Consider the following 20,491-nt stretch of genomic DNA (forward strand, 5'->3'; position numbering starts at 1 on the left):
CGTGGTCATCGACCACGTTCTGCAGGTGGCCCCCATGCTAAAATTTGTGATCTTATGCAAGAGCCGTGTCTGCCGCCGCCGGTAGGCGCAACGACAGTGAATGAAACCGTTTTTGAAAGCAAAGACATGACGCAGCAGGTGCCGTCGAAGTTGATTATCGCATCGCGCGAGAGCCGCCTGGCCATGTGGCAGGCGGAGCACGTGCGCGACCGTCTCGCCGCATTATATCCACAGTGTCAAATCAGCATCCTCGGGATGACGACGCGTGGCGACCAGATCCTCGACCGTACGCTGTCCAAGGTGGGCGGCAAGGGCCTGTTCGTGAAGGAACTCGAGGTGGCCATGGCCGAAGGCCGCGCCGACCTCGCCGTGCATTCGCTGAAGGACGTGCCGATGGACTTGCCGGAAGGCTTCCAACTGGCAACCGTGCTCGAGCGCGAAGACCCGCGCGACGCCTTCGTCTCGAACGACTACGCCTCGCTGGCCGACCTGCCGCCCGGCGCCGTGGTGGGCACCAGCAGCCTGCGCCGCCAGGCGCTGGTGGCGGCGCGCTATCCGCACCTGGTGATCCAGCCGCTGCGCGGCAACCTCGACACCCGCCTGGGCAAGCTCGACCGCGGCGACTACGCGGCCATCATCCTGGCCGCCGCCGGTCTCAAGCGCCTGGGCCTGCCGCAGCGCATCCGCAGCGTGCTCGAACCGGAACTGTCGCTGCCGGCGGCCGGGCAGGGCGCGATGGCAATCGAAATCGCCAGCGGGCCGCGCACTGACGGCGCCGACTTGCAGGCCTTGCTGGCGCCGCTGAACCACGTCGCGACCGAGCAGGCCGTGCTGGCCGAGCGCAAGGTGTCGAAGGTGTTCGGCGGCAGCTGCCAGATCCCGCTGGCCGCGCACGCGGTCGTGAACGGGGACAGCATGCACCTGCGCGCGATGGTCGCCACGCCGGACGGCAAGCGCAGCGCCTACGCGGAACTGAGCGGCCCCGCCGTGCAGCCGGAGCTGCTGGGCGAGCAGGTGTCCGCATTATTGGAACAGCAGGATGCGCAGGCGATCCTGGCTGTGTGCAAGCAGGACGCGGCTGTCGATGCCTGACGGCGTCGTCATCACCCGCCCGCTGGCCCAGGCCGAGGGCCTGGCGCGCGCCGTGGCCGCCATCGGGCGCACGCCGGTCGTGCTGCCGCTGCTGGAGATCGCGCCGCTCGACGATAGCTCGGCGCTGCGCGCGGCATTGGGCGAACTGGAGCGCTATGCGCTGGTCGCCTTCGTGTCGCCGAACGCGGTCGACGCTGCCCTGGCCGAGCTGCCTGAATGGCCGCGTGCCGTGCCGCTGGCCGTGCTCGGCGAAGGCAGCCGCGCCGCGCTCGCGCGCCATGGGCTGCGTGAAGACAACGCCACCATCCTCGGCCCGCTCGACCCCACCCGCAGCGATTCGGAACACCTGATAGCAAGCCTCGACCTGGCGGCCCTGGCCGGCAAGCGGGTGCTGATCGTGCGCGGCGAGTCCGGGCGCGAACTGATGGCCGACAGTTTCCGCGCGGCCGGCGCCGAGGTCAGCGTGGTGCCGGCCTACCGCCGCAATGTGCCGCGGCTGACCCCGGAGCTGGCGGCCCGGCTGCGCAGCCTGCTGGCCACGCCGCACGACTGGATCGTCACCAGCTCGGAGGCGCTGCGCGGCCTGTTTTCCCTGTTGGCCCAACTCGACCCCGGCTGTGTCAGCCAGATGCGGGGCCAGCACGTTATCGTGCCTCATGCCCGGATCGCCGCCACTGCGACCGATCTGGGAATCGCCCGCGTGACCCTCACCGGCTCGGGCGACGACCGTTTGCTTGCCGCGTTACAATCTCAAGAATGAACGAACTGCCGAATCATCCAGAGCTGCCCCAAGGTCAGCCACCCTCGCAGCCACCGGGCTTGCCACCTCCTGCGCACAAGGCGCCGGATGCCGACCACTATCGCACGCGCGCACCCGAGCGCAGGGCGGGCCCCGGCCTGTCCGAGCAGCTGACGCGTCCGCTGCCGCTGGCCGTGATGGCCCTGGCGGTGCTGCTGGCCGCCCAGACCTGGTCGAGCCATAGCCGCATCAACACGCTGCGCCAGGAAATGGCGCGCAGCCTGCAGAAGGGCAACGAGATTAATGCCGAGACGGCCTCGCTGGCGCGCGACGTTGCCGAGCAATCGAAAGCGCTGCAACTGAAGGTCGGCGTGCTGGAAAGCCGCCAGCTCGAGAACCAGAGCCAGCAGCTGGCGCTCGAACAGCTCTACCAGGACCTGTCGAAGAGCCGCGACGAGTGGGCGCTGTCGGAAGTCGAGCAGGTGCTCTCGACCGCCAGCCAGCAATTGCAATTGGCCGGCAATGTGCAGGGCGCCCTGATCGCGCTGCAAAACGCCGACCGCTCGCTGTCGCGCTCGGACAAGCCGCAGTTCATCTCGGTGCGCCGCGCGATCGCCGCCGACATGGAAAAGCTCAAGGCCATGCCGTCGGTGGACCTGGCCGGCGTCGCCTTGCGCCTGGACAGCGTCATCGCCCAGGTCGACACCTTGCCCTTGTTGTCGGACGAAAAGCCCCTGCTGCCGGCGGCGCCGGTGCGCGCCCAGCGCGGCCAGGCCCAGGCGGACACCGCGCCGCTGGGGATCGGCGAGCGCATGCTGGCCACCTGGCGTAACTGGAGCGCGGAAATGTGGGACGACGTGCGCCAACTGATCCGCGTGCGCAGCGTCAACACGCCGGAAGCGCTGATGCTCTCGCCCGAGCAGAATTATTTCGTGCGCGAAAACCTGAAGTTGCGCCTGCTCAACGCACGCCTGGCGCTGCTCTCGCGCGACGAAACCAGCTTCGCCGGCGACCTTGCCGCAGCCCAGGAAACGCTCGACAAATACTTCGACACGCGTGCGCGCACCACCCAGCAGGCGCTGGCGGTGCTGCGCCAGGTGCGGGCGAACAACCTGGCGATCGAGATGCCGACGCTGGCCGACAGCCTGGCGGCTGTCCGCAATTACAAGAAGCCTTGAACAAAGCTTAATACTCCATGCGTTTACTCCTCTGGTTAGTCGCCCTGATGGCCGCGGCCATCGGCATCGCCGTGACGGCGCGCTTCAATCCGGGCAACGTGGTGCTGTTCTACCCGCCGCACCGGATCGACATGTCCCTGAACCTGTTCGTCGTGCTGCTGGCGCTGCTGTTCCTGATGCTCTACGGCCTGGCACGCGCGATCGTCGCCACGCTGCGCATGCCCGACCGCGTCGCCGCCTACCGCCTGCGCAAGCGCGAGCGCGAAGGCAACAAGGGCCTGCGCGACGCCCTGAAAGCCTTGTTCGAGGGCCGCTTCGGCCATGCCGAAAAGGCCGCGATGCGCGCCGCCGAGCTGCCCGAGAACGCCGGCCTGGCCGCCCTGATCGGCGCCCGCGCCGCGCACCGCATGCGGGAACCGGCCCGGCGCGACGCCTGGCTGGCTGGCATCGCCCACGACAACAACATGAAGACCGCGCGCCTGATGACGGTGATCGAGCTGCTGGTCGACGACCACCAGCCGGAAGCGGCCCTCGAAGCCGTGGCCGAACTCAATGCCAGCGGCCAGCGCCACATCCACGCGCTGCAATGGTCGATGAAGGCCAACCAGCAGGCGCGCAACTGGCCGGAAGTGCTGCGCCTGGTGCGCATCCTGGACAAGCGAAAAGCGCTGCACCCGGCCCTGTCGAGCCGCCTGCGCGAGCTGGCCTACGAGGCGCTGCTTTCGAAAGAGGGGCGCGATCCCGAAGCGATCCGCCGCGTATGGGCCGGCGTGCCGGCCGCCGACCGCACCAAGCCGTATATTGCGGCACGCGCCGCGGCCGCCTTCAACGCCAGCGGCCTGCAGGACGAGGCGCGCGTGATCGCCGAAGAGGCCTTGCGCACCGGCTGGGACGAGCGCGTGATCCGTGCCTACGGCGACGCCGCCGGCCCGGCCGGCTCGCCGACCCTGCTGGCCCAGATCGAACACTGCGAAACCTGGCTGCGCGGGCGCCCGAACGACCCGGAACTGGCCTTCACGCTCGGTTCCCTGTGCCTGCGCCAGAAGCTCTGGGGCAAGGCCCAGCGTTACCTGGAGCAGGCGCTGTCCGACGCCGTCGACTCGGCCATGGTGCGCGACGTCCACCTGAAGCTTGCCCAGCTGCACGAGGCGCTGGGGCAGGAAGAGCAGGCGGCGGGGCATTACCGGCAGAGCGCGCTGGCGAATATGTTGTAAGGCGGAATCGTGTTGTGGTCCGGGCCGTGCCGTAGGGTGGACGGCTCCACCGGATCGCATGACCATACGCGGCGCTTCTGCCGTCCACGCGTTCAACCCGTGCGTGCACATGGCAAACGTTTCGGCCCGCACCTGTGCGTTGACGCGTGGAGTTGGCATGGATGCCCCCGGCATCCATGCCTCCACCCTACAATTGCGGTGTGCGTAGGGGTGGAGGAGGCCAGTGGCCTCCTCCACGGCTTCACCGGAGTCCCGACTCCACGCGTTTTGAAACGCTTGCACAGCCGTACCGCCTGGCCTCAGCCGAATTGGCTTCATTGACCGGCCTCGACCCCGCCTGACGTTTCCCACTTAATCGATCCGCACGGCAAGCTGCTGCGCCGCACAAGCCTATGCCTATTCGATATAATGCTTCCCTTTATTGAATCTTCAGCAACCAAGGACTAACCCATGAGCTTGAACAACGTCCCAGCCGGCCGCGACGTGCCGAACGACTTCAACGTCATCATTGAAATCCCGATGAACGCCGATCCGATCAAGTACGAAGTCGACAAGGACACCGGCGCGATCTTCGTCGATCGCTTCATGGGTACCGCGATGCACTATCCGTGCAACTACGGCTATGTGCCGCAAACCCTGTCGGACGACGGCGACCCGTGCGACGTGCTGGTCATTACCCCGTTCCCGCTGATCCCGGGCGTGGTCGTGCGCTGCCGCGCAATCGGCATGCTGAAGATGACCGACGAAGCCGGCGGCGATGCCAAGATCCTGGCTGTGCCTGTCGACAAGATCCTGCCGATCTACAGCCACTGGCAAAAGCCGGAAGACCTGCAAGACCTGCGCCTGCAGCAGATCCAGCACTTCTTCGAGCACTACAAGGACCTCGAAAAAGGCAAGTGGGTCAAGATCGAAGGCTGGGTCGGCCCGGATGAAGCCAAGGCCGAGATCGTCAACGGCGTGGCCAAGTTCAAGGAATCGGCGAAGCAGTAATCCTGCGGCCCGAAACGGGAAAGGTCCGGCACCTCTTGGGGTGGCCGGGCCTTTTTTTATGGTTGCTACGTATTGGGCGGTACTAACACCCGCTGCCAACGGCTGACGGCTGATGGCCAACCGCCAACCGCCAACCGCCAACCGCGAACCGCTGTGGGCACACCGCTCGCCGCTCGCGGCATGCCCACCCGCTCCACTTACCAGCCTATGTCCTGCAGCAAGGGGTAGGTCAGGTCGCGCGGCGGCGTGACCGTATGCGACAGGTCGGAGTTGATCGACGGTTCCATCAACTGGTTCGGCCTGGCTTCCGTGGTGTAGTGCGACACCGAAGAGCCCGGCGCATTGGTGGTCGGCGTGTACATCAGGATGCGGCGCCGCGGGTCGGTGCCGGCCAGGCGGGCCGGGTCGATGCCGAGGCTGGCGACGACGCCGGAGCGGGTGCGCGAGCGCGCCTGCAGGGCTGCGCGCAGGGTGACGCCGGCTTCCTGGGTCACGCGTACCGAGGGGATCGTGATGCTCGGGTCGCTGCCGCTCAGGCCGGTTGGATCGCCCGGCGCGTTGTCCGCCAAGATCATGCCGATCGCCCCGGCGGCCTGGACATTGCGCGCCTTGTCGACGAAGGGGCATTCGCCGCGCGAGACGAGGGCGATGTTGCCGCGCACCGCCAGCGCATTGTTGGCGTTCAAGGGAGTGCAGGCCAGGCCCGTGCCGTCCGGCTGCTCGACGACCGGCATGAGCTGGCCGGTGACGGGCGTGGCCCCCAGCGGCGGACCGAAGGACGCGTCGCCGACGTCATAGTTGCCGGCGGCGCCGCCGGCCGCGCTGCCGCTGATGGTCAGGCGCGAGCGCGGGTCGAGCACGCGGGGCACGGCGGCAGTGACGACCGGGCCGTTCCACGACAGCCGGTCGCCGCTGATGGCGGAGGCGACGCGCTCGGCGTTCGTCATGTTGACCCAGAGCTGTTCGGTGCGGTTGTCGACCAGGAAGTGGTCCCAGATCGAAGGAATGTCCAGGATCTCGGCGCCGGTTTCGTCGTCGGTGAAGGTCTGGAAGCCCAGGCCATGCGCCATTTCGTGCAGCAGCACGGTGACCAGGTCGATAGCGGCGCCGGCATTGTTGTCCAGCCCGAGGTAGAAGCCGGGCCCGGGCAGGCAATCGGGGAACAGGCCGAGCCGCGAATTGAAGCGCGAGATGATGTGCGGCTCGCCCGGCGTGGCCACGTCGGTGCCGGCGAGCTTGCTCGCGAGGGCCGACGGGTACCAGGTGTTCGGGCGCGGCGCATTGGTGAAGTCGGACCAGATTTCGTTGGCCCCGGCAGAACCGAGCACGGCGCTGTTTTCGGTGCACGACAGCGGCACGAAGGAAGCGCCGATGCGGATCGGCACCGCGCTGGTGAGGGTGGCGCCCCAGATGTCGGCCGCGTGCTGGAAGGCGTCCAGGCGCTGCTGGCCGAGCGTGGTGCCGGTGTTGCCGCCCACCGGGGTGACCGGGGTCGGGTCGTTGAAACCGATGCCCGGCGCGTTCTGGTTGACGATGATGATGGTCGCCGCCTGCGCGCTGGCGGCGACGGCGCACGAGAGGACGAGGGCGGCAATGGCGCGCAGTGGCGATTTACTCATGGCGGTGTCCTTCGTGGTGCGCGGCGGAGGGAGTGGAAGCGTGGACGGCCTGCTCGGCGGCCGTGCTGCCGTGGACGCACTGCTCGGCGAGCTTGCCGTCGGCGCCGCGGGTGACGACCGAATAGACGAGACCCCGTTCGCCGAGCCGCACCTGGCGCCCGCCGCCCGGATGGGTGATCAGCGTCGGCTGCGACGGCGCACTCATCCGTACTGACGCCGATGGCGGCGTCAATGCGCGGATTTCGGCCGGGGTCGGGGCGCGCAGCTGCCCGGTCTGGGCGTCGCGCACGACGACCATGCCTTGCTGCGCAGCTTGCGGCTGCGACTGCGGCTGTTGCTGCGGCTGCTGGGCTCCCGCTTTCGGCGGCAGGGCGGCCCAGAGGGCGGCGCACGGCAAGACGGCGATGAGTTTTTTATATGACATGGTGGGGTTCTCCGATCGATCTACAAATGAGCTGCAAACGAGGCTACAAATGAGCCTCCAAACGAGGCTCCGAACGAGGCTCCGAACGAGGCTCTAAACGGGGCTTCAGATCTTCGACTTGCGGCGCACGACACCGAACGCGCCCAGGCCGAGGGCCAGCATGGCGAACAGCGAGGGTTCGGGGACTGCGGTGACTACTCGGACAGTGTCAAGGCCGATGTAGTTCAGGGTGTCGGCAGCGCCGACATAACGGAAGGCGAAGCGGCCTTCGCCTTCGACGTTGAGGTTGCCGCTCCACTGGGTCCAGTCGGCCGGGTAGCCGGACTCGCCGCCGATGGTGCCGAGCAGGGTGGTGAAACTGCTGGTGCCCCCGTCGCTGCCGGAGGCGAAGCGGACCTCGAGCACGTCGTTGAAGCCGGCCAGCGCTTCGTTGCGGGTCCAGAACGACAGGTTGGTGATGCCGGTGAGCGAGAGCACGGGCGTGATCAGCCAGTTGTCGACTACGCCGAGGCCGGCCTCGGCGCCGAGGTAGCTGGCGGCGGCGTAGGAATCGGCGGCGCCCGATTGCGCACCGAAGATAGCGGCATTGCCCTGGAACCAGCTGTTGCCGGCAGGGACGCTGTTGTTGGTGAAAGTCCAGCCCGGCAGGGCAGGGACGTTGTCGAAGCCTTCGTTCAGCACCTGGACGGCCGCGTTGGCGGCGCCGGGTGCGAAGACGGCCAGCGCGAGCGCGCCAGCCGCAACACACGACTTGAGAGTTTTCATGGATGAGCTTTCATGCGGAGCCAGAAGGATGGCGGTCCACTCGCGCTGGCATTCACGAGGCCATGGTTGAGTTCATCATATGAGCTGAACGGTAACGAACATTGATATCAATTCAATGTGCGCGGCAACTCAGCGGTATGGGAAAGTGTCTAAGCTGAGTGCGCGCGAGCGCGTGCGCCGTTGCAGCGCGCGGGCGGCGAGCCGGTGTTGCGGGAGGTGAAGGGAATCGAGCGGAAGGGGAAACCGCCGCAACCGTGAACGGCCGCGGTAAAACACGCGCAGGCGGTAGTGCGCCGCCCGCGCGCTAAAACGGTCAGCGCCGGGCCAGGAGGCTGCGCTGGCGCAGCTTGCCGACGATCCCAATCGGGAAGAAATAGATCGACAGGATGAACAGCACGCCCAGCCACAGCATCCAGCGGTCCGGGTGCAGGGCGGCGGCCAGCATCGGCAGGCCTTCCAGCGCGCTCGAGGCGTCCCCCATCCGGTCCTTCAGGTAGTTCTGGGCCAGGATGAAGAGGGCGGCGCCGACCACGGCGCCGTACATCGTGCCCATGCCGCCGATCACCACGATCAGCAGGATGTCGGTCATCACCTCGAAGCCGAGCGACGTCTTCGGCCCCACATAGCGCAGCCACAGGGCCATCAGCGCACCGGCCAGCACGGCGACCAGGGCGGCCAGGCAATTGGCCCAGATGCGGTAGACGACGGTGCGGTAGCCGAGCGCCTCGGCGCGGAACTCGTTCTCGCGGATCGCCTGCAGCACGCGCCCGAAAGGCGAGTTCACGAGGCGCAGCAGGAACAGGAACAGCACCAGGCAGCCGAAGAAGACCAGGTAATAGGTCAGCAGCTTGCCGTCGATCGAACGGCCGAACACCTCGTTTTCCATCAGCGTGAAGCCGGGCGTGAGCACTTCCGGCACGCTGAAGGTCTTGCCGTCCTCGCCGCCGGTGAAATCCGACAGTTGCGAGGCCAGCACGGCGAAGGAGGACGCCACGGCGAGGGTGATCATCGCGTAGAAGATGGCGCGCACGCGCAGCGCGAACAGGCCGACGACGAAGGCCAAGGCGAGGGCCAGCAGCAGGGCCAGGCCCAGGCCGCCCAAGGCGGCGCTCCAGGTCGGCTCGTCGACCGAGGCCAGGCCCAGGCCGATGCCGTAGGCGCCGATCCCGTAGAACATCGTGTGCGCGAACGAGACGATGCCGGTGTAGCCGAGCAGCAGGTCGTAGGAGGCCACCAGCACGATGTAGACGCAGATGGTGGCGGCCGTGTTGAGCGAACGCGAGCCCGAGGTCAGGAAGGGCGCGAAGGCCAGCCCGAGGAAGATCAGCAGCAGCACCAGGGTCAGGGCGCGGCTGCGCGGCAGGTCGCCGGAAAGGAGTCGGTTCATAGTGGTCAGCCCCGCGATTTCGAATACAGCCCGGCCGGGCGCCACAGCAGGATCGCGATCATCAGGACGATGTGCGACACCAGTGCGAATTTCGGCGCCAGGAAGCCGGCATAGTTGGCCACCAGCGCCATCAGCAGGGCGCCGATGAAGCAGCCGCCGATCGAGCCCAGTCCGCCGATGATGATGACGATGAAGATCGTGACCATCATCTCGCCGCCCATCGCGGCCGTCAGGGTTTCCTTGTACAGGCCCCACATCACGCCGCCCAGGCCGGCCAGCGCGGAACCGGCCGCGAACACGGCGACGAACAGGCGGCGGATGCGGTAGCCGAGGCTTTCCACCATCTCGCCGTTCTCGACGCCGGCGCGGATCAGGAGGCCGATCTTGGTGCGGTTCAGGGTCAGGAACATGATTGCGAACACGACCAGGCCCACGACGACCGCCACCAGCCGGTATTTTTCGATCGCCGCGTCGCCCAGGAAGATGGCGCCGCGCAGGGAGGCCGGCAACGGCAGCGGAATGGTTTCCGCGCCCCAGATCACGTGGATCAGCTGTTCGGCGACGATCATGCCGCCCATCGTGATCAGGATCTGCTTCAGGTGCTGGCCATAGACCGGCATGATGATGACGCGCTCGAAGGCCCAGCCGAGGAGGGCCGTGACCAGCATCGCGACCGTGACCGCCAGGGCCAGCACGCCCAGGTTGATCAGCAGCGAATCGACTTCGAGCCAGCCCTGCATCGGCAGCAGCACCATGGTGGCGGCAAAGGCGCCGACCGAGACGAAGGCGCCGTGGCCGAAGTTCAGCACGTCCATCAGGCCGAAGATCAGGGTCAGGCCGCTGGCCATGATGAAGATCATCATGCCCATGGCGAGGCCGGCGACGGTCAGGGTGACCCAGGTCGGCAGGTCGCCGACCAGCGGCAGCATCAGCAGCGCGAGGGCGGGCACCAGCAGCAGGGGCGCCAGGTCGCGCGGGGCGCTCGGCAGGGGCGTGTCGGCTTGGGGCGCTGCGGCCTTGGGCGCCGCCCTGGGCTCTGCAACAACGGGAGGAAGGGTTGCACTCATGGCGGTTCCTATTGGTGGGAGTCAAGCGACAGGCCGAGGAGGCGCTGCTGCAGCGCGTCGTCGCCGGCCAGCGCCGACATCGATCCGGCGTGGGCCACGCGGCCGTCGTCCATCACGCTGACGGTGTCGCCGAGCGAGCGCACGAAATTGAAGTTCTGCTCGACCAGCAGGATCGTGGTTTCGAGCTCCTTCAGCTCGCGGAAGGCGGCGATCAGGCTGTGCACGATGGCCGGGGCCAGGCCCTTGGTCGGCTCGTCGACCAGCAGCAGCCGGCGCGGCTCGATGATGGCGCGCGCGATCGCCACCATCTGTTTCTGGCCGCCGGAGAGGTTGCCGGCCGGGTAGTTCCAGAATTTCTTCAGGGCCGGGAAGAAGCCGAAAATCCACTCGACGCGCGCCGGGTCCATCGGGCCGCTGGTGGCGGCCAGGTGCAGGTTCTCGCGCACGGTGAGGCTGGAGAAGACGGCCATGCTTTCCGGGACATAGGCGATCCCGAGCCGCGCAATGTCGGGCGTGGCCAGCTTGGTGATGTCGCGGCCGTCGAAGACGATGCTGCCGGCGCTCGCCTTCCACAGGCCCATGATGGTGCGCAGCGTGGTGGTCTTGCCGGCGCCGTTGCGGCCCAGCAGGACCGACAGGCCGCCGCGCGGCACCACCATGTCGACGCCGTGCAGGATGTGGTACTGGCCGATGTGGGTGTGCACGCCGGAGAGCTTCAGCAGTGGTTCAGGCATGTTCGGTTTCCGGTGTTCCAAGATAGGCTTCCTGTACGATCTTCGATTGCATCACTTCGCCGGGGATGCCGTCCGCGACCAGGGTGCCGTTGTGCAGCACGATGATGCGGTCGGCCAGCTGGCGCACCACGTCCATCTTGTGCTCGACCAGCAGCACGGTCTTGTTGGCGTCGCGCTTGACGGCGTGGATCAGGTCGAGCACGACCGGCACTTCGTCCACGCTCATGCCGGCGGTCGGTTCGTCGAACATCAGGATGTCCGGTTCGAGCGCCAGCAGGATCGCGACTTCCAGCTTGCGCTGGTCGCCGTGCGAGAGCGAGCCGACCCGCGCTTCTCGCTTGGCGAGGAGCGCGACCCTTTCCATGTAATGCTCGGCGCGGGCGATCAGTTCCTTGTGGCCGAACCAGACCGAGAACATGTTCATCCCGACGCCGGCGCGGCTCTGCACCGCCAGGCGCACGTTTTCCATCACCGTCAGGTTCGGGAACAGATTCGTGAGCTGGAAGGCGCGCCCGATGCCCAGGCGCGTGCGCCGCGCCGCGCCGTGGCGCGTGATGTCCTGGCCCTTGAGCGACACCGTGCCCGAGGTGGCCGGCAGCTGGCCCGAGACCAGGTTGAAGTAGGTCGTCTTGCCGGCCCCGTTGGGACCGACGATCACGGTCAGCGTGCCCGGGTAGAAGTCCGCCGTCACCGCGTTGACCGCGACGTGGCCGCCGAAGCGGATCGTCAGGTCGCGGGTCGACAGCGAAGGCGGCTGCGCTTGCTGGATGACTGCCATGTCAGCGCTTGTTCCGGACCGGCAGCGGCATCTCGGCGGCCGGGATTTCGCGTACCAGTTCCAGCAGGTCCCACTCGTTCTTCTGGTCCTTCTTGATGCGGAAGTGGTACATCGACTGGATCGCCTGGTGGTCTTCCTTGCGGAAGCTCATCGGGCCTTTCGGGGTCTCGAACTGCATGCCTTCCATCGCGGCGACCAGCTTCTCGCTATTCCCGTCCGGGACCTTCGAGAGCGCGTTGAAGACGGCGCTGGCCGCGGCGAAACCGCCGGCGGTGAACATGTCGGGCGGCGCCTTAAAGCGCTTCTGGTGCTCGGCGACCAGCCAGTCGTTCATCTTGTTCTTCGGGAAGGCGTAGTAGTAATAAATGGTGCCTTCAGTGCCGGCGTAGCTCTTCCAGGTCTTCATCACCGGCAGGATGTTGCCGCCCGGGGCAAGGGAGATGCCGAAGCGCTCCGGCTTCATGTCGGCGATCTTGTTCATCGGGTTCGGGCCGGCCCAGACGATGCCCAGCACGCGCGGCTGCGGCTTGTCCTTCAGGGCGTTGAACAGGCGCTGGGTCGGGGCGGTGAAATCGGTCGAGGTGGCCGGGGCGTATTCCTCGTGCACGACTTTCGCCTTGCTGCCGGTGGCCGCGAGGGCTTCCTTGCCGGCCTTGATGGCGTCGCGCCCGAAAGCGTAGTCCTGGGCCAGGAAGGCCACGCTGCCGCCCTTCAGGGTAGTGGCGGCGGCCATCGCGTCCTGCATCGAGCTGCGCGCGGTGCGGAAGATGTACTTGTTCCACTTTTCGGCGGTGATCGCGTCGGCCACGGCAGGCTCGATGATCAGCACCTTCTTGTATTCCCTCGCCACCGGCAGCATCGCGATCGCCGAACCCGAGGACGTGGTGCCGACGGCGAGGGCGACCTTGTCGTCGCCATAGGCTTCGGCCAGCAGGGTGCGGCCGAGGTCCGGCTTGCTTTGGTCGTCCTTGACGATGACCTTCAGCTTGCGCCCGCCGATTTCCATCTTGCCACCGGTGAGGTATTCGAGGCCCATCATGAAGCCGGTTTCGGTCTCCTTGGCATAGGTCTCGAGGGGGCCGGTCTTGCCGGCGATGAGGGCGATCTTCAGGTCCGGGCCGGCGGCCAGCGCGAGGGGCGCGGAGGTAGCGGCGAAGGCGGCCAGGATGGCCATGCTCAAGGGTTTGACGAGGTGGTTCATGCTGTCTCCTGATTGCTGTTTTATGGAAGCCGAGCCAGGAACTGGCGGATCGCCTCCAATGCTTGCGGTTCGGTGAGCATCGGCGCATGGCCGACGTTCGGCACTTCGGTGTATTCCATCGCGGGTGCGGCACGCCGCATCCATGCGGCCTGCTCGGGTTCGACCAGGTCCGACAGGGCGCCGCGCACCAGCAGCACGGGGCGCTTGTGCGCCAGCCGCTTGAAGGCGAGGCGTGCCGCGAGCGAGGTCGGCTTTAGTTTACCTGTCTGCATTGCTATTGCAATACTCGGGTCGTAGCGCAGGGCGAGCTTGCCCGATTCGTCGGGCGCGAATGCGCGCTGGGCCCATTTGCCCCACTCCTCGTCGGAGTTGCCGGGGAAGGCGCAGGCGTTGATGTCCTTCAGGTAGCAGGCGGCGTCGTCCCACGAGGAGAGGGTGCTGCAGCGGCCCGCGTAGCCGGCGATGCGCGCCAGGCCCTTGACCGACAGCACCGGGCCGACGTCGTTGAGGATGGCGCCGGCGATCAGGTCGAGGTTGCGCACGGCCAGCGTCATCGTGATCAGGCCGCCCATCGAGGTGCCCACGAACACGGCGCGGGCAATGCCCAGGTCGTGCAGCAGCTTGGCGACGTCGCCCGCGTAGACGACCGGGTTGTAGTTGTCCGGATTCGGGTCGCGCGCCGAGTGGCCGCGGCCGCGCACGTCGAGCGCCAGCACGCGCCGGCCCAGGGCTGCGATCTCGGGCGCCAGCTCGTCGAAATCGGCGGAATTGCGCGTCAGGCCGTGCAGGCAGACGACAGGAAGGCGCGCCGGTCCCGCAGCCGCCGCATAATCCCGTGCGTACAGCGCCAGTCCGTCGGTGCTCTGGAAGCTGATTGGTGTGAAGTTGGACACGCTGGCAGATCCTGTTGTTCTTGGAATGTGAGGGGGAGGGGCGTGCGGCGCCACGCCGCCTGTGGCGGCGGGCATCGCACGTGGAGGACGAGAGGCTCGTCAGGCCGGGCCGGACGCACGCGGCGTCCGGCCCTCCCGCAGGATCAGAAGCGGTACTCGAGCGTTGCCGAGACCGTGCGCGGGTTGCCGTAGAAGGCCGTCAGCGTGCCTTCGTTGCCCAGGGTCGGGAACAGGTAGCCGGCGGTCTTGTAGCGCTCGTCGCTCAGGTTCTTGCCGTGGATGCCGGCGCGGATCTTGCCGTCGGCGCGGGTCCAGACGATGCTCGCGTCATACAGCTTGTACGATTCCTGGTCCAGCAGCGAACGGGTTTCGAACTGGTTGGTGGCGCCCTTGTAGGCAGCGCTGCCGATCAGCGAGATCTTGCCGTTGTGGCCCATGATCGGCGCCGCGATGTCGTAGTTGACGCGCAGGTTTGCCGAGTTCTTCGGCGTGTTCTGGAACACGCGCTGGTTGGCCACGTTGACGCCGGCGACGATGTACTCCTTGTACTCGGCGTCGATGTAGCTGTACATGCCGGCCACGGTGAAGTCGCGCGTCAGGTTGGCCACCGTCTCGAACTCGAAGCCGCGGATCTTGGCCTTGCCGGCGTTGGTGGTGACGCCGGCGAAGCTGTCGTCCTTGCCGTCGCCGTTGGTGTCGATCGCCACCGAACCCGGGATCTGCACGTCCTGGTAGTCGCTGAAGAACAGGGCGGTGTTGGTGGTGATGCGGCCGCCGTTGAAGGCCGACTTCAGGCCCAGTTCGACCGTCTCGATGGTTTCCGGGCTGTAGCCGGCGCGTGCCTGCGACAGCGGGATGCGGGTGCCGACGATGTTCAGGCGCGGATCGAAGCCGCCGCCCTTGAAGCCTTCGGCGTACGAGGCGTAGACGTTGTGGTCGGCGTTGAGCTTGTAGTTGACGGCGATGCGCGGGGTGAACTTCTTGTCCTCGCGTTCCAGGCCGCTGCGCAGGTCGGTGTCGGTGCGGAACGGGATGGCGCCCGGGTTGCCCATTTCCGGCGTGCCGTTCGCGCCCAGGAAGATCTGGCGGTAAATCGAGGCGGTGCGCTTGTCGACGGTGTAGCGGCCGCCCAGCGAGAGCGAGAACGCGTCGGTGAAGTTGTAGCTGCCGTCGATGTAGGCGGCCCAGGCCTTGGTGCCGATGTCGCCGCTGGTGAAGGTCGAGGTTGGGACCGCGCCGGCCAGGATGGTGTCGAACTTGTTGAAGGCCTGTGCGTCGATGTAGTACACGCCGGCCACGCCCTGGATGCGGTCGCCCGTGTAGGTCAGGTTGAATTCCTGGCTGAATTGCTCGTTGGTGTAGAGGGCCGGCACTTCCATGTCGACCACTTGCAGCGAGTCGAAGTCGATCGGCGCCCAGGACTTGTCCTTGCGGCTGGCGGTGATCGATTTCAGGGTGAACTGGTTGTTGACGTTGTATTCGACCAGCGCCGAGACGCCGTGCGCAGTGACTTCCTGGTCGTTGCCGATGGCCTTGGTCAGGTTGGCGCGGGTGTCGAATTCGTTGGCCAGGATCGGCGCGCCGCTGGTGCGGCCGACGATCAGGCGGTGGCCGTTCTTCGGGCTCGAATCGTCCTGGGTGGCGTCGCCGGCGATGCGGATGAAGAGGTCCGGGGTCGGGGTGAACTCGGCCGACAGGCGCAGGGCGGTGACGTCCTTGTCGTAGTTCTCGGCGCCGGTGAACAGGTTCTTGCCGTAGCCGTCGCGCTTGAAGCGGGCCACGGTGCCGCCGACGCGGATGGTGTCGGAGACCGGCGCGCTGGCGGTGGCCACGCCTTCGATCTGGCCGTAGTTGCCGACGGTCGTGCGCAGGCGCACATCAGGCTTCGGAGCCAGCTTGCGGGTGACGTACTTGACGGCGCCGCCGATGGTGTTGCGGCCGTACAGCGTACCCTGCGGGCCGCGCAGCACTTCGATGCGCTCGACGTCGTAGATGTCGGCCACGGCGGCCTGCGGGCGGGCCAGGTAGATGTCGTCGATATAGATGCCGACGCCGGATTCGAAGCCGGCCAGCGGGTCGGCCTGGCCGACGCCGCGGATGAAGGCGGTCAGCGTGGAGTTGGTCGCGCGCGACGCTTTCAGGGTCGTGTTCGGCAGGGCCAGGGCCAGCGCGGTCACGTCCGGCACGGCCTGCTTCGAGAGCTGGTCGGCGCTGAAGGCGGTCACCGACACCGGCACGTCCTGCAGGGTTTCCTCGCGGCGGCGCGCGGTGACGACCACTTTCTGGACGTCGGAGGCGCTGTCGCCGGCTGCGGCCGGCGCGCCGGTGGCTTCCTGGGCGTGGGCGACCCCCATTGCGCTGCTCGACAGGGCGAGCAGGGCGGCGGTGGCTATGGCGGAACGATTGACCAACTTCATTTTTTTATTCGTCAGGCGCATCTATGTCTCCTAATTTTGGGATGGCTCATGCAATCACGCATGTGATCAAACTCGCACGCCAGGCAGTGTGCCCCTGTTCGGTCTGGCTGAAAAGATAACAGCGCGCCAACCGCTTGTGCATTAATGCACAGCTTGGCGCACCAAGATAGGGAGAGGGCCATGCAGGGAGAATGGTGTACCCGCACAATTTGCGTGCTTACAAACATGCATATGGGAATTGATTGCGGGAGGAATGTGCACTGGTGCACAATATGGGCGTCTTGATATCGAACAAGTGCACCGATGAATACCTTGCCAGAGTGGACCGACCTCCGATTCTTCCTCGAGCTGGCGCGCGCCGGTACCCTGTCCGGGGCCTCGCGCCGGCTGGACGTCGAGCACACCACGGTGGCACGCCGCATCGACCGGCTGGAAAAGGAACTCGGCTCGACCCTGTTCGACCGTTCGCGCGAAGGCTACGAGCTGACCGAGATGGGCCTGGCGCTGCTGCCGCATGCGGAAGCGATGGAGGGCGCGGCGCTGGCGGCGGCCGAGCAGCTGAGCGGGGCGGAAGTGGCGGCGCACGGCGTGGTGCGCCTGGGCGTGCCGGAAGTGTTCGGCGTGAAGGTGGTGGCGCCGCTGCTGGTCGGCCTGCTCGACGCCAATCCCGACCTGACGATCGACCTGCTGGCGCTGCCGCGCTTCGCCAACCTCGCCAACCGCGAAGCCGACCTCGGCGTGATGCTCGACCCGCCCACCACCGGGCGCTACATGGTGACGCGCCTGGCCTCCTTCCGCTTCTACCTGTACGCCTCGCCCGGCTACCTGGAAAAGCATCCGCCGATCCGCCACCAGTCCGACCTCTCCCAGCATTATTTCGTCGACTACGTGCAGGACCGCCTGGCCAGCCGCGAGCTGTCCTACCTCGACGAACTCGGCTTCACGCCGCGCCGCCGCCTGTGCTGCTCGGGCATGACGGCCCAGATCGAGGCGGCCTCGCTCGGCATGGGCCTGATGATGGCGCCGCCCTACGCGGTGCCCGACGACGGCCGCCTGGTGCAGGTGCTGCCCGGCTTCTTCGCCGAGCGCTCGTTCTGGCTGGCCGCGCCCACTGACCTGTACCGCCTGCGGCGCGTGAAAGTGGTGTGGAACCTGCTGCGCGATTTTGCCGACAGCCAGCCGTCGCTGTTTGTCTGAGGCGCCGGGTGAGCGACCCAATAATTTCACAATACCGTAGGGTGGACGGCTTTGCCGTCCACGCGTCGATCGGTATCGGTCGCATTCCTTCGTGCGATGATCTTGCCGTCAACGATCGACGCGTGGACGGGGGACCCGTCCACCCTACCTTTTAGCGGAGCGACACCCATGCGCAGCCAGATCAGCGACGAGATCACCTTCCGCAAGCTCGAAATCCTTCTTGCCTACATGGAGGGCGGCAACCTGAACGCCGCCGCGCGCATGCTCGACATCAGCGCCGTCAGCGTGCACCGCGCCCTGCATTCGCTGGAAGAGGGCACCAGCTGCCAGCTGTTCAGCCTGAAGGGCCGCAACCTGATTCCGAACGAGGCGGCCCAGGTGCTCGCCGAGGTCAGCCGCGAAGTGGTCAAGTTGATGGCCGACGGCATCGCCGCCACCCGCCGCGCCGCCGGCTTCTCGGCCGACCGCCTGAAGATCGGTTCGCTCTACTCGCTGACCACCGGCACCATCCCCGAAGTCATCATCGGCATCAAGCTGCGCAAACCCGAACTCGAGACCGAACTGGTGCTGGGGTCGAACGCCGACCTGCTGCACAAGCTCAAGCAGAACGCGATCGACGCAGCCCTGCTGGCCATGCCCGACCCCGACCCGGATGTCGAATCGATCGCGCTGTTCGAGGACGACATCTTCTTCGCCGCGCCCGCCGGCTCGCGCTATGCCGGGGCCGCGCAGATCGACCTGCGCGACTGCGCCCACGAAAAATTCGTCAGCCTGAGCGACGGCTTCGCCACCTTCCACGGCTTCCAGGGCGCCTTCCGGATCGCCGGCTTCGAGCCGACCGTGGTCATGAAGACGGGGGACATCTTCTCGCTGATGAACCTGGTCAGCGCCGGCATCGGCTATACGCTGCTCCCGGGCCGCGTGCGAGACGCGTTCGGAGACAAGCTCCAGCTGATTCCGCTGAAACCCGAGTACCTGATGCGCCAGACCATCGGCCTGTCCTTTTTGCGGGTGCGCGAGCGCGACCCGAACCTGCTGGCGCTGGCCGCCGTCTGCCGCATGCTCAGGCACGACAAGAAGTGAACCCGGCTGAACCCGGCTGAACCCGGCCGACCCCACGACGCGGCGCAACGGATGGTCGCCGCGGCCGAACTTCGCCCATCAGCGTCCCTCCAATACTTACGCTGAGCGTAAACGTCGCTGACCCTGCGTAATTGATCTCGGCGAGATTCGGGGCTACCTTAGGCCGCATCAGTGCTGACAAAAGAGCATGCCGTTTTTCCATGCCGCCGTAGGGGCAGGGTTGGACAGGCAATGCAATGGAGACGTTTCACAAAGCGCCGCGGAGTCGGCGCGAATCATGAAGGAGATAGCCGTGTCTTCTCACATGCTGTCGATCTACGCATTGGTGATCATGTTCGTGATCGCCACCATCCTGCCGATCAACATGGGCGTCATCGCCTTTGTCGGCGCCTTCCTCGTCGGCACGCTCGTGGCCGGCATGCAGACCAAGGCCATCATGGCCGGCTTCCCGGCCGAACTCTTCCTGACCCTGGTCGGTATCACTTACCTGTTCGCGCTGGCCCAGAACAACGGCACCATCGACTGGCTGGTGCGGCTAGCGGTCAGGGCCGTGGGCGGGCGCATCGCCGCCATACCCTGGGTGATGTTCGCGATCGCGGCGCTGCTCACCGCAGTCGGCGCCGTCAGCCCGGCGGCCGTCGCCATCATCGCCCCGATCGCGCTCGGCTTCGCGGCCAAGTACGGCATCAACCCGCTGATGATGGGCCTGATGGTGATCCACGGCGCCCAGGGCGGCGGCTTCTCGCCGATCAGCATCTACGGCGGCATCACCAACAAGATCGTGCAGAAGGCCGGCCTGCCGATCTCGGAACTGACCACCGCATTCGTCAGCCTGGGCGTCAACCTCGGCGTGGCGATCATCCTGTTCGTCGTGTTCGGCGGCCTGAAGCTGATGCGCCAGAGCGGGGCGGGCGGCGGCATGGGCATGCCGATGGGCGGCTTCAATACCCAGGTCGCGGTGGCCGCGCAGGGACCGCAGATCTACGACGACGCCGAAGGCGAAGCGATGAGCGAGGAAAAGCTGACGCGCAACCGCTCGCCCGAAGCGCTGACGGCCGTGAATGCAGGGGGCGGGGCAGCCGCCGCTCAGGCCGCGGCTTCCATTACCCAGGACACGCCCGTCACCATGCAGCAGCTGGCCACCGTCTTCGGCCTGGTCGCACTGGCCGTGGCGACGCTGGTCTACAAGCTCGACATCGGTTTCGTGGCCATCACCATCGGCCTGCTGCTCTCGATCATGGCGCCGCAGGTGCAAAAGCGCGCCATCGGCCAGGTGTCCTGGCCCGAGGTGATGCTGATCGTCGGCGTCAGTACCTATGTCGGCGTGATGGAGAAGATGGGCACCATCTCCTTTGTCGGCACCAGCGTGGCGAGCCTGACCTCGCCGCTGATGGTCGCCCTGCTGCTGTGCTTCGTAGGCGCCATCGTGTCGGCCTTTGCCTCGAGCACCGCGGTGCTGGGCTCGCTGATTCCGCTGGCCGTGCCTTTCCTGCAGGCCGGCACCGGGGTCGATCCGATCGGCTTCATCGCCGCCATGGCGGTGGCCTCGACCATCGTCGACGTCAGCCCCTTCTCGACCAACGGCGCGCTGGTGCTGGCCAACGCGCAGGGGATCGACCGCGACGTCTTCCTGCGCCAGTTGATGATCTATGGCGCGATCGTGACACTAGCCGCGCCGCCCCTGGTCTGGCTGCTGTTCGTCGTGTTCTGAGC

The 20,491-nt window shown here is 66.8% G+C and carries 18 protein-coding genes; 8 read left to right on the top strand and 10 right to left on the bottom strand.

From position 1 onward, the window contains the following. The first annotated feature begins 126 nt into the window (after window positions 1-126). From hemC to ppa, 5 genes are all read left to right on the top strand, one after another. Complete coding sequence (gene hemC, locus ACWCIA_RS18570; protein WP_454165638.1) at window positions 127-1,092, top strand: hydroxymethylbilane synthase; 966 nt, start codon at window positions 127-129, stop codon at window positions 1,090-1,092. Next, on the top strand, window positions 1,085-1,852 hold the full coding sequence (locus ACWCIA_RS18575; RefSeq protein WP_454165640.1) for a uroporphyrinogen-III synthase: 768 nt from the start codon (window positions 1,085-1,087) through the stop codon (window positions 1,850-1,852). Before hemC ends, ACWCIA_RS18575 begins: the two co-directional genes overlap by 8 nt. After that, window positions 1,849-3,009: a uroporphyrinogen-III C-methyltransferase gene (locus tag ACWCIA_RS18580; protein ID WP_454165642.1), complete on the top strand. Its 1,161-nt coding sequence runs from the start codon at window positions 1,849-1,851 to the stop codon at window positions 3,007-3,009. Before ACWCIA_RS18575 ends, ACWCIA_RS18580 begins: the two co-directional genes overlap by 4 nt. 17 nt (window positions 3,010-3,026) lie before the next feature. Beyond that, window positions 3,027-4,223, top strand: a complete 1,197-nt coding sequence (locus tag ACWCIA_RS18585; RefSeq protein WP_454165644.1) for a heme biosynthesis HemY N-terminal domain-containing protein — start codon at window positions 3,027-3,029, stop codon at window positions 4,221-4,223. A gap of 450 nt (window positions 4,224-4,673) precedes the next feature. Next, window positions 4,674-5,213, top strand: a complete 540-nt coding sequence (gene ppa, locus ACWCIA_RS18590) for an inorganic diphosphatase (protein ID WP_454165645.1) — start codon at window positions 4,674-4,676, stop codon at window positions 5,211-5,213. 197 nt (window positions 5,214-5,410) lie between these two features. Here ppa and ACWCIA_RS18595 read toward each other — a convergent pair whose 3' ends face one another. From ACWCIA_RS18595 to ACWCIA_RS18640, 10 genes are all read right to left on the bottom strand, one after another. Further along, the gene (locus tag ACWCIA_RS18595) at window positions 5,411-6,832 is read right to left on the bottom strand and encodes a PA domain-containing protein (RefSeq protein ID WP_454165647.1); all 1,422 of its coding nucleotides are present in this window, start codon (window positions 6,830-6,832) and stop codon (window positions 5,411-5,413) included. Then, complete coding sequence (locus ACWCIA_RS18600) at window positions 6,825-7,256, bottom strand: post-PEP-CTERM-1 domain-containing protein (RefSeq protein WP_454165649.1); 432 nt, start codon at window positions 7,254-7,256, stop codon at window positions 6,825-6,827. The genes ACWCIA_RS18595 and ACWCIA_RS18600 overlap by 8 nt, the downstream gene beginning before the upstream one ends. A gap of 105 nt (window positions 7,257-7,361) precedes the next feature. Then, a complete protein-coding gene (locus tag ACWCIA_RS18605) occupies window positions 7,362-8,021 on the bottom strand; it encodes a choice-of-anchor J domain-containing protein (RefSeq protein WP_454165650.1) in 660 nt (219 codons plus the stop codon). A gap of 313 nt (window positions 8,022-8,334) precedes the next feature. Further along, the gene (locus ACWCIA_RS18610) at window positions 8,335-9,408 is read right to left on the bottom strand and encodes a branched-chain amino acid ABC transporter permease (protein ID WP_454165652.1); all 1,074 of its coding nucleotides are present in this window, start codon (window positions 9,406-9,408) and stop codon (window positions 8,335-8,337) included. Window positions 9,409-9,413: 5 nt separating this feature from the next. Next, window positions 9,414-10,475 carry a branched-chain amino acid ABC transporter permease gene (locus ACWCIA_RS18615; protein WP_454165653.1) on the bottom strand — a complete coding sequence of 354 codons (1,062 nt, stop codon included), beginning with the start codon at window positions 10,473-10,475 and terminating at the stop codon, window positions 9,414-9,416. Between the two features lie 8 nt (window positions 10,476-10,483). Then, the gene (locus ACWCIA_RS18620; RefSeq protein ID WP_454165655.1) at window positions 10,484-11,209 is read right to left on the bottom strand and encodes an ABC transporter ATP-binding protein; all 726 of its coding nucleotides are present in this window, start codon (window positions 11,207-11,209) and stop codon (window positions 10,484-10,486) included. After that, complete coding sequence (locus tag ACWCIA_RS18625; RefSeq protein WP_454165656.1) at window positions 11,202-11,987, bottom strand: ABC transporter ATP-binding protein; 786 nt, start codon at window positions 11,985-11,987, stop codon at window positions 11,202-11,204. The genes ACWCIA_RS18620 and ACWCIA_RS18625 overlap by 8 nt, the downstream gene beginning before the upstream one ends. Before the next feature lies 1 nt (window position 11,988). After that, window positions 11,989-13,188 (bottom strand): substrate-binding domain-containing protein, encoded by a 1,200-nt coding sequence (locus tag ACWCIA_RS18630; RefSeq protein ID WP_454165658.1) that lies wholly within the window; start codon window positions 13,186-13,188, stop codon window positions 11,989-11,991. A 20-nt stretch (window positions 13,189-13,208) separates the two neighbouring features. Further along, complete coding sequence (locus ACWCIA_RS18635; RefSeq protein WP_454165660.1) at window positions 13,209-14,081, bottom strand: alpha/beta fold hydrolase; 873 nt, start codon at window positions 14,079-14,081, stop codon at window positions 13,209-13,211. Window positions 14,082-14,224: 143 nt separating this feature from the next. Then, on the bottom strand, window positions 14,225-16,498 hold the full coding sequence (locus ACWCIA_RS18640) for a TonB-dependent receptor (protein WP_454165661.1): 2,274 nt from the start codon (window positions 16,496-16,498) through the stop codon (window positions 14,225-14,227). 303 nt (window positions 16,499-16,801) lie between these two features. Here ACWCIA_RS18640 and ACWCIA_RS18645 point away from each other — a divergent pair, with 303 nt between their 5' ends. From ACWCIA_RS18645 to ACWCIA_RS18655, 3 genes are all read left to right on the top strand, one after another. Next, window positions 16,802-17,695, top strand: coding sequence for a LysR family transcriptional regulator (locus tag ACWCIA_RS18645; protein ID WP_454165663.1), 894 nt, complete (start codon window positions 16,802-16,804; stop codon window positions 17,693-17,695). Window positions 17,696-17,863: 168 nt separating this feature from the next. Further along, complete coding sequence (locus tag ACWCIA_RS18650; RefSeq protein WP_454165664.1) at window positions 17,864-18,778, top strand: LysR substrate-binding domain-containing protein; 915 nt, start codon at window positions 17,864-17,866, stop codon at window positions 18,776-18,778. Between the two features lie 292 nt (window positions 18,779-19,070). Then, window positions 19,071-20,489 (top strand): SLC13 family permease, encoded by a 1,419-nt coding sequence (locus ACWCIA_RS18655; RefSeq protein WP_454165666.1) that lies wholly within the window; start codon window positions 19,071-19,073, stop codon window positions 20,487-20,489. Window positions 20,490-20,491: the final 2 nt, after the last annotated feature.

This window comes from Massilia sp. SYSU DXS3249 (assembly GCF_053668055.1).

Bases quoted from the DNA above. Each gene is read 5' to 3' on its own strand.
- ACWCIA_RS18650 (WP_454165664.1), top strand. From the start codon at position 17,864: ATGCGCAGCCAGATCAGCGACGAGATCACCTTCCGCAAGCTCGAAATC.
- hemC (WP_454165638.1), top strand. From the start codon at position 127: ATGACGCAGCAGGTGCCGTCGAAGTTGATTATCGCATCGCGCGAGAGC.
- ACWCIA_RS18615 (WP_454165653.1), bottom strand. From the start codon at position 10,475: ATGAGTGCAACCCTTCCTCCCGTTGTTGCAGAGCCCAGGGCGGCGCCC.
- ppa (WP_454165645.1), top strand. From the start codon at position 4,674: ATGAGCTTGAACAACGTCCCAGCCGGCCGCGACGTGCCGAACGACTTC.
- ACWCIA_RS18645 (WP_454165663.1), top strand. From the start codon at position 16,802: ATGAATACCTTGCCAGAGTGGACCGACCTCCGATTCTTCCTCGAGCTG.
- ACWCIA_RS18580 (WP_454165642.1), top strand. From the start codon at position 1,849: ATGAACGAACTGCCGAATCATCCAGAGCTGCCCCAAGGTCAGCCACCC.
- ACWCIA_RS18630 (WP_454165658.1), bottom strand. From the start codon at position 13,188: ATGAACCACCTCGTCAAACCCTTGAGCATGGCCATCCTGGCCGCCTTC.
- ACWCIA_RS18575 (WP_454165640.1), top strand. From the start codon at position 1,085: ATGCCTGACGGCGTCGTCATCACCCGCCCGCTGGCCCAGGCCGAGGGC.
- ACWCIA_RS18640 (WP_454165661.1), bottom strand. From the start codon at position 16,498: ATGAAGTTGGTCAATCGTTCCGCCATAGCCACCGCCGCCCTGCTCGCC.
- ACWCIA_RS18625 (WP_454165656.1), bottom strand. From the start codon at position 11,987: ATGGCAGTCATCCAGCAAGCGCAGCCGCCTTCGCTGTCGACCCGCGAC.
- ACWCIA_RS18620 (WP_454165655.1), bottom strand. From the start codon at position 11,209: ATGCCTGAACCACTGCTGAAGCTCTCCGGCGTGCACACCCACATCGGC.
- ACWCIA_RS18595 (WP_454165647.1), bottom strand. From the start codon at position 6,832: ATGAGTAAATCGCCACTGCGCGCCATTGCCGCCCTCGTCCTCTCGTGC.
- ACWCIA_RS18585 (WP_454165644.1), top strand. From the start codon at position 3,027: ATGCGTTTACTCCTCTGGTTAGTCGCCCTGATGGCCGCGGCCATCGGC.
- ACWCIA_RS18600 (WP_454165649.1), bottom strand. From the start codon at position 7,256: ATGTCATATAAAAAACTCATCGCCGTCTTGCCGTGCGCCGCCCTCTGG.
- ACWCIA_RS18610 (WP_454165652.1), bottom strand. From the start codon at position 9,408: ATGAACCGACTCCTTTCCGGCGACCTGCCGCGCAGCCGCGCCCTGACC.
- ACWCIA_RS18605 (WP_454165650.1), bottom strand. From the start codon at position 8,021: ATGAAAACTCTCAAGTCGTGTGTTGCGGCTGGCGCGCTCGCGCTGGCC.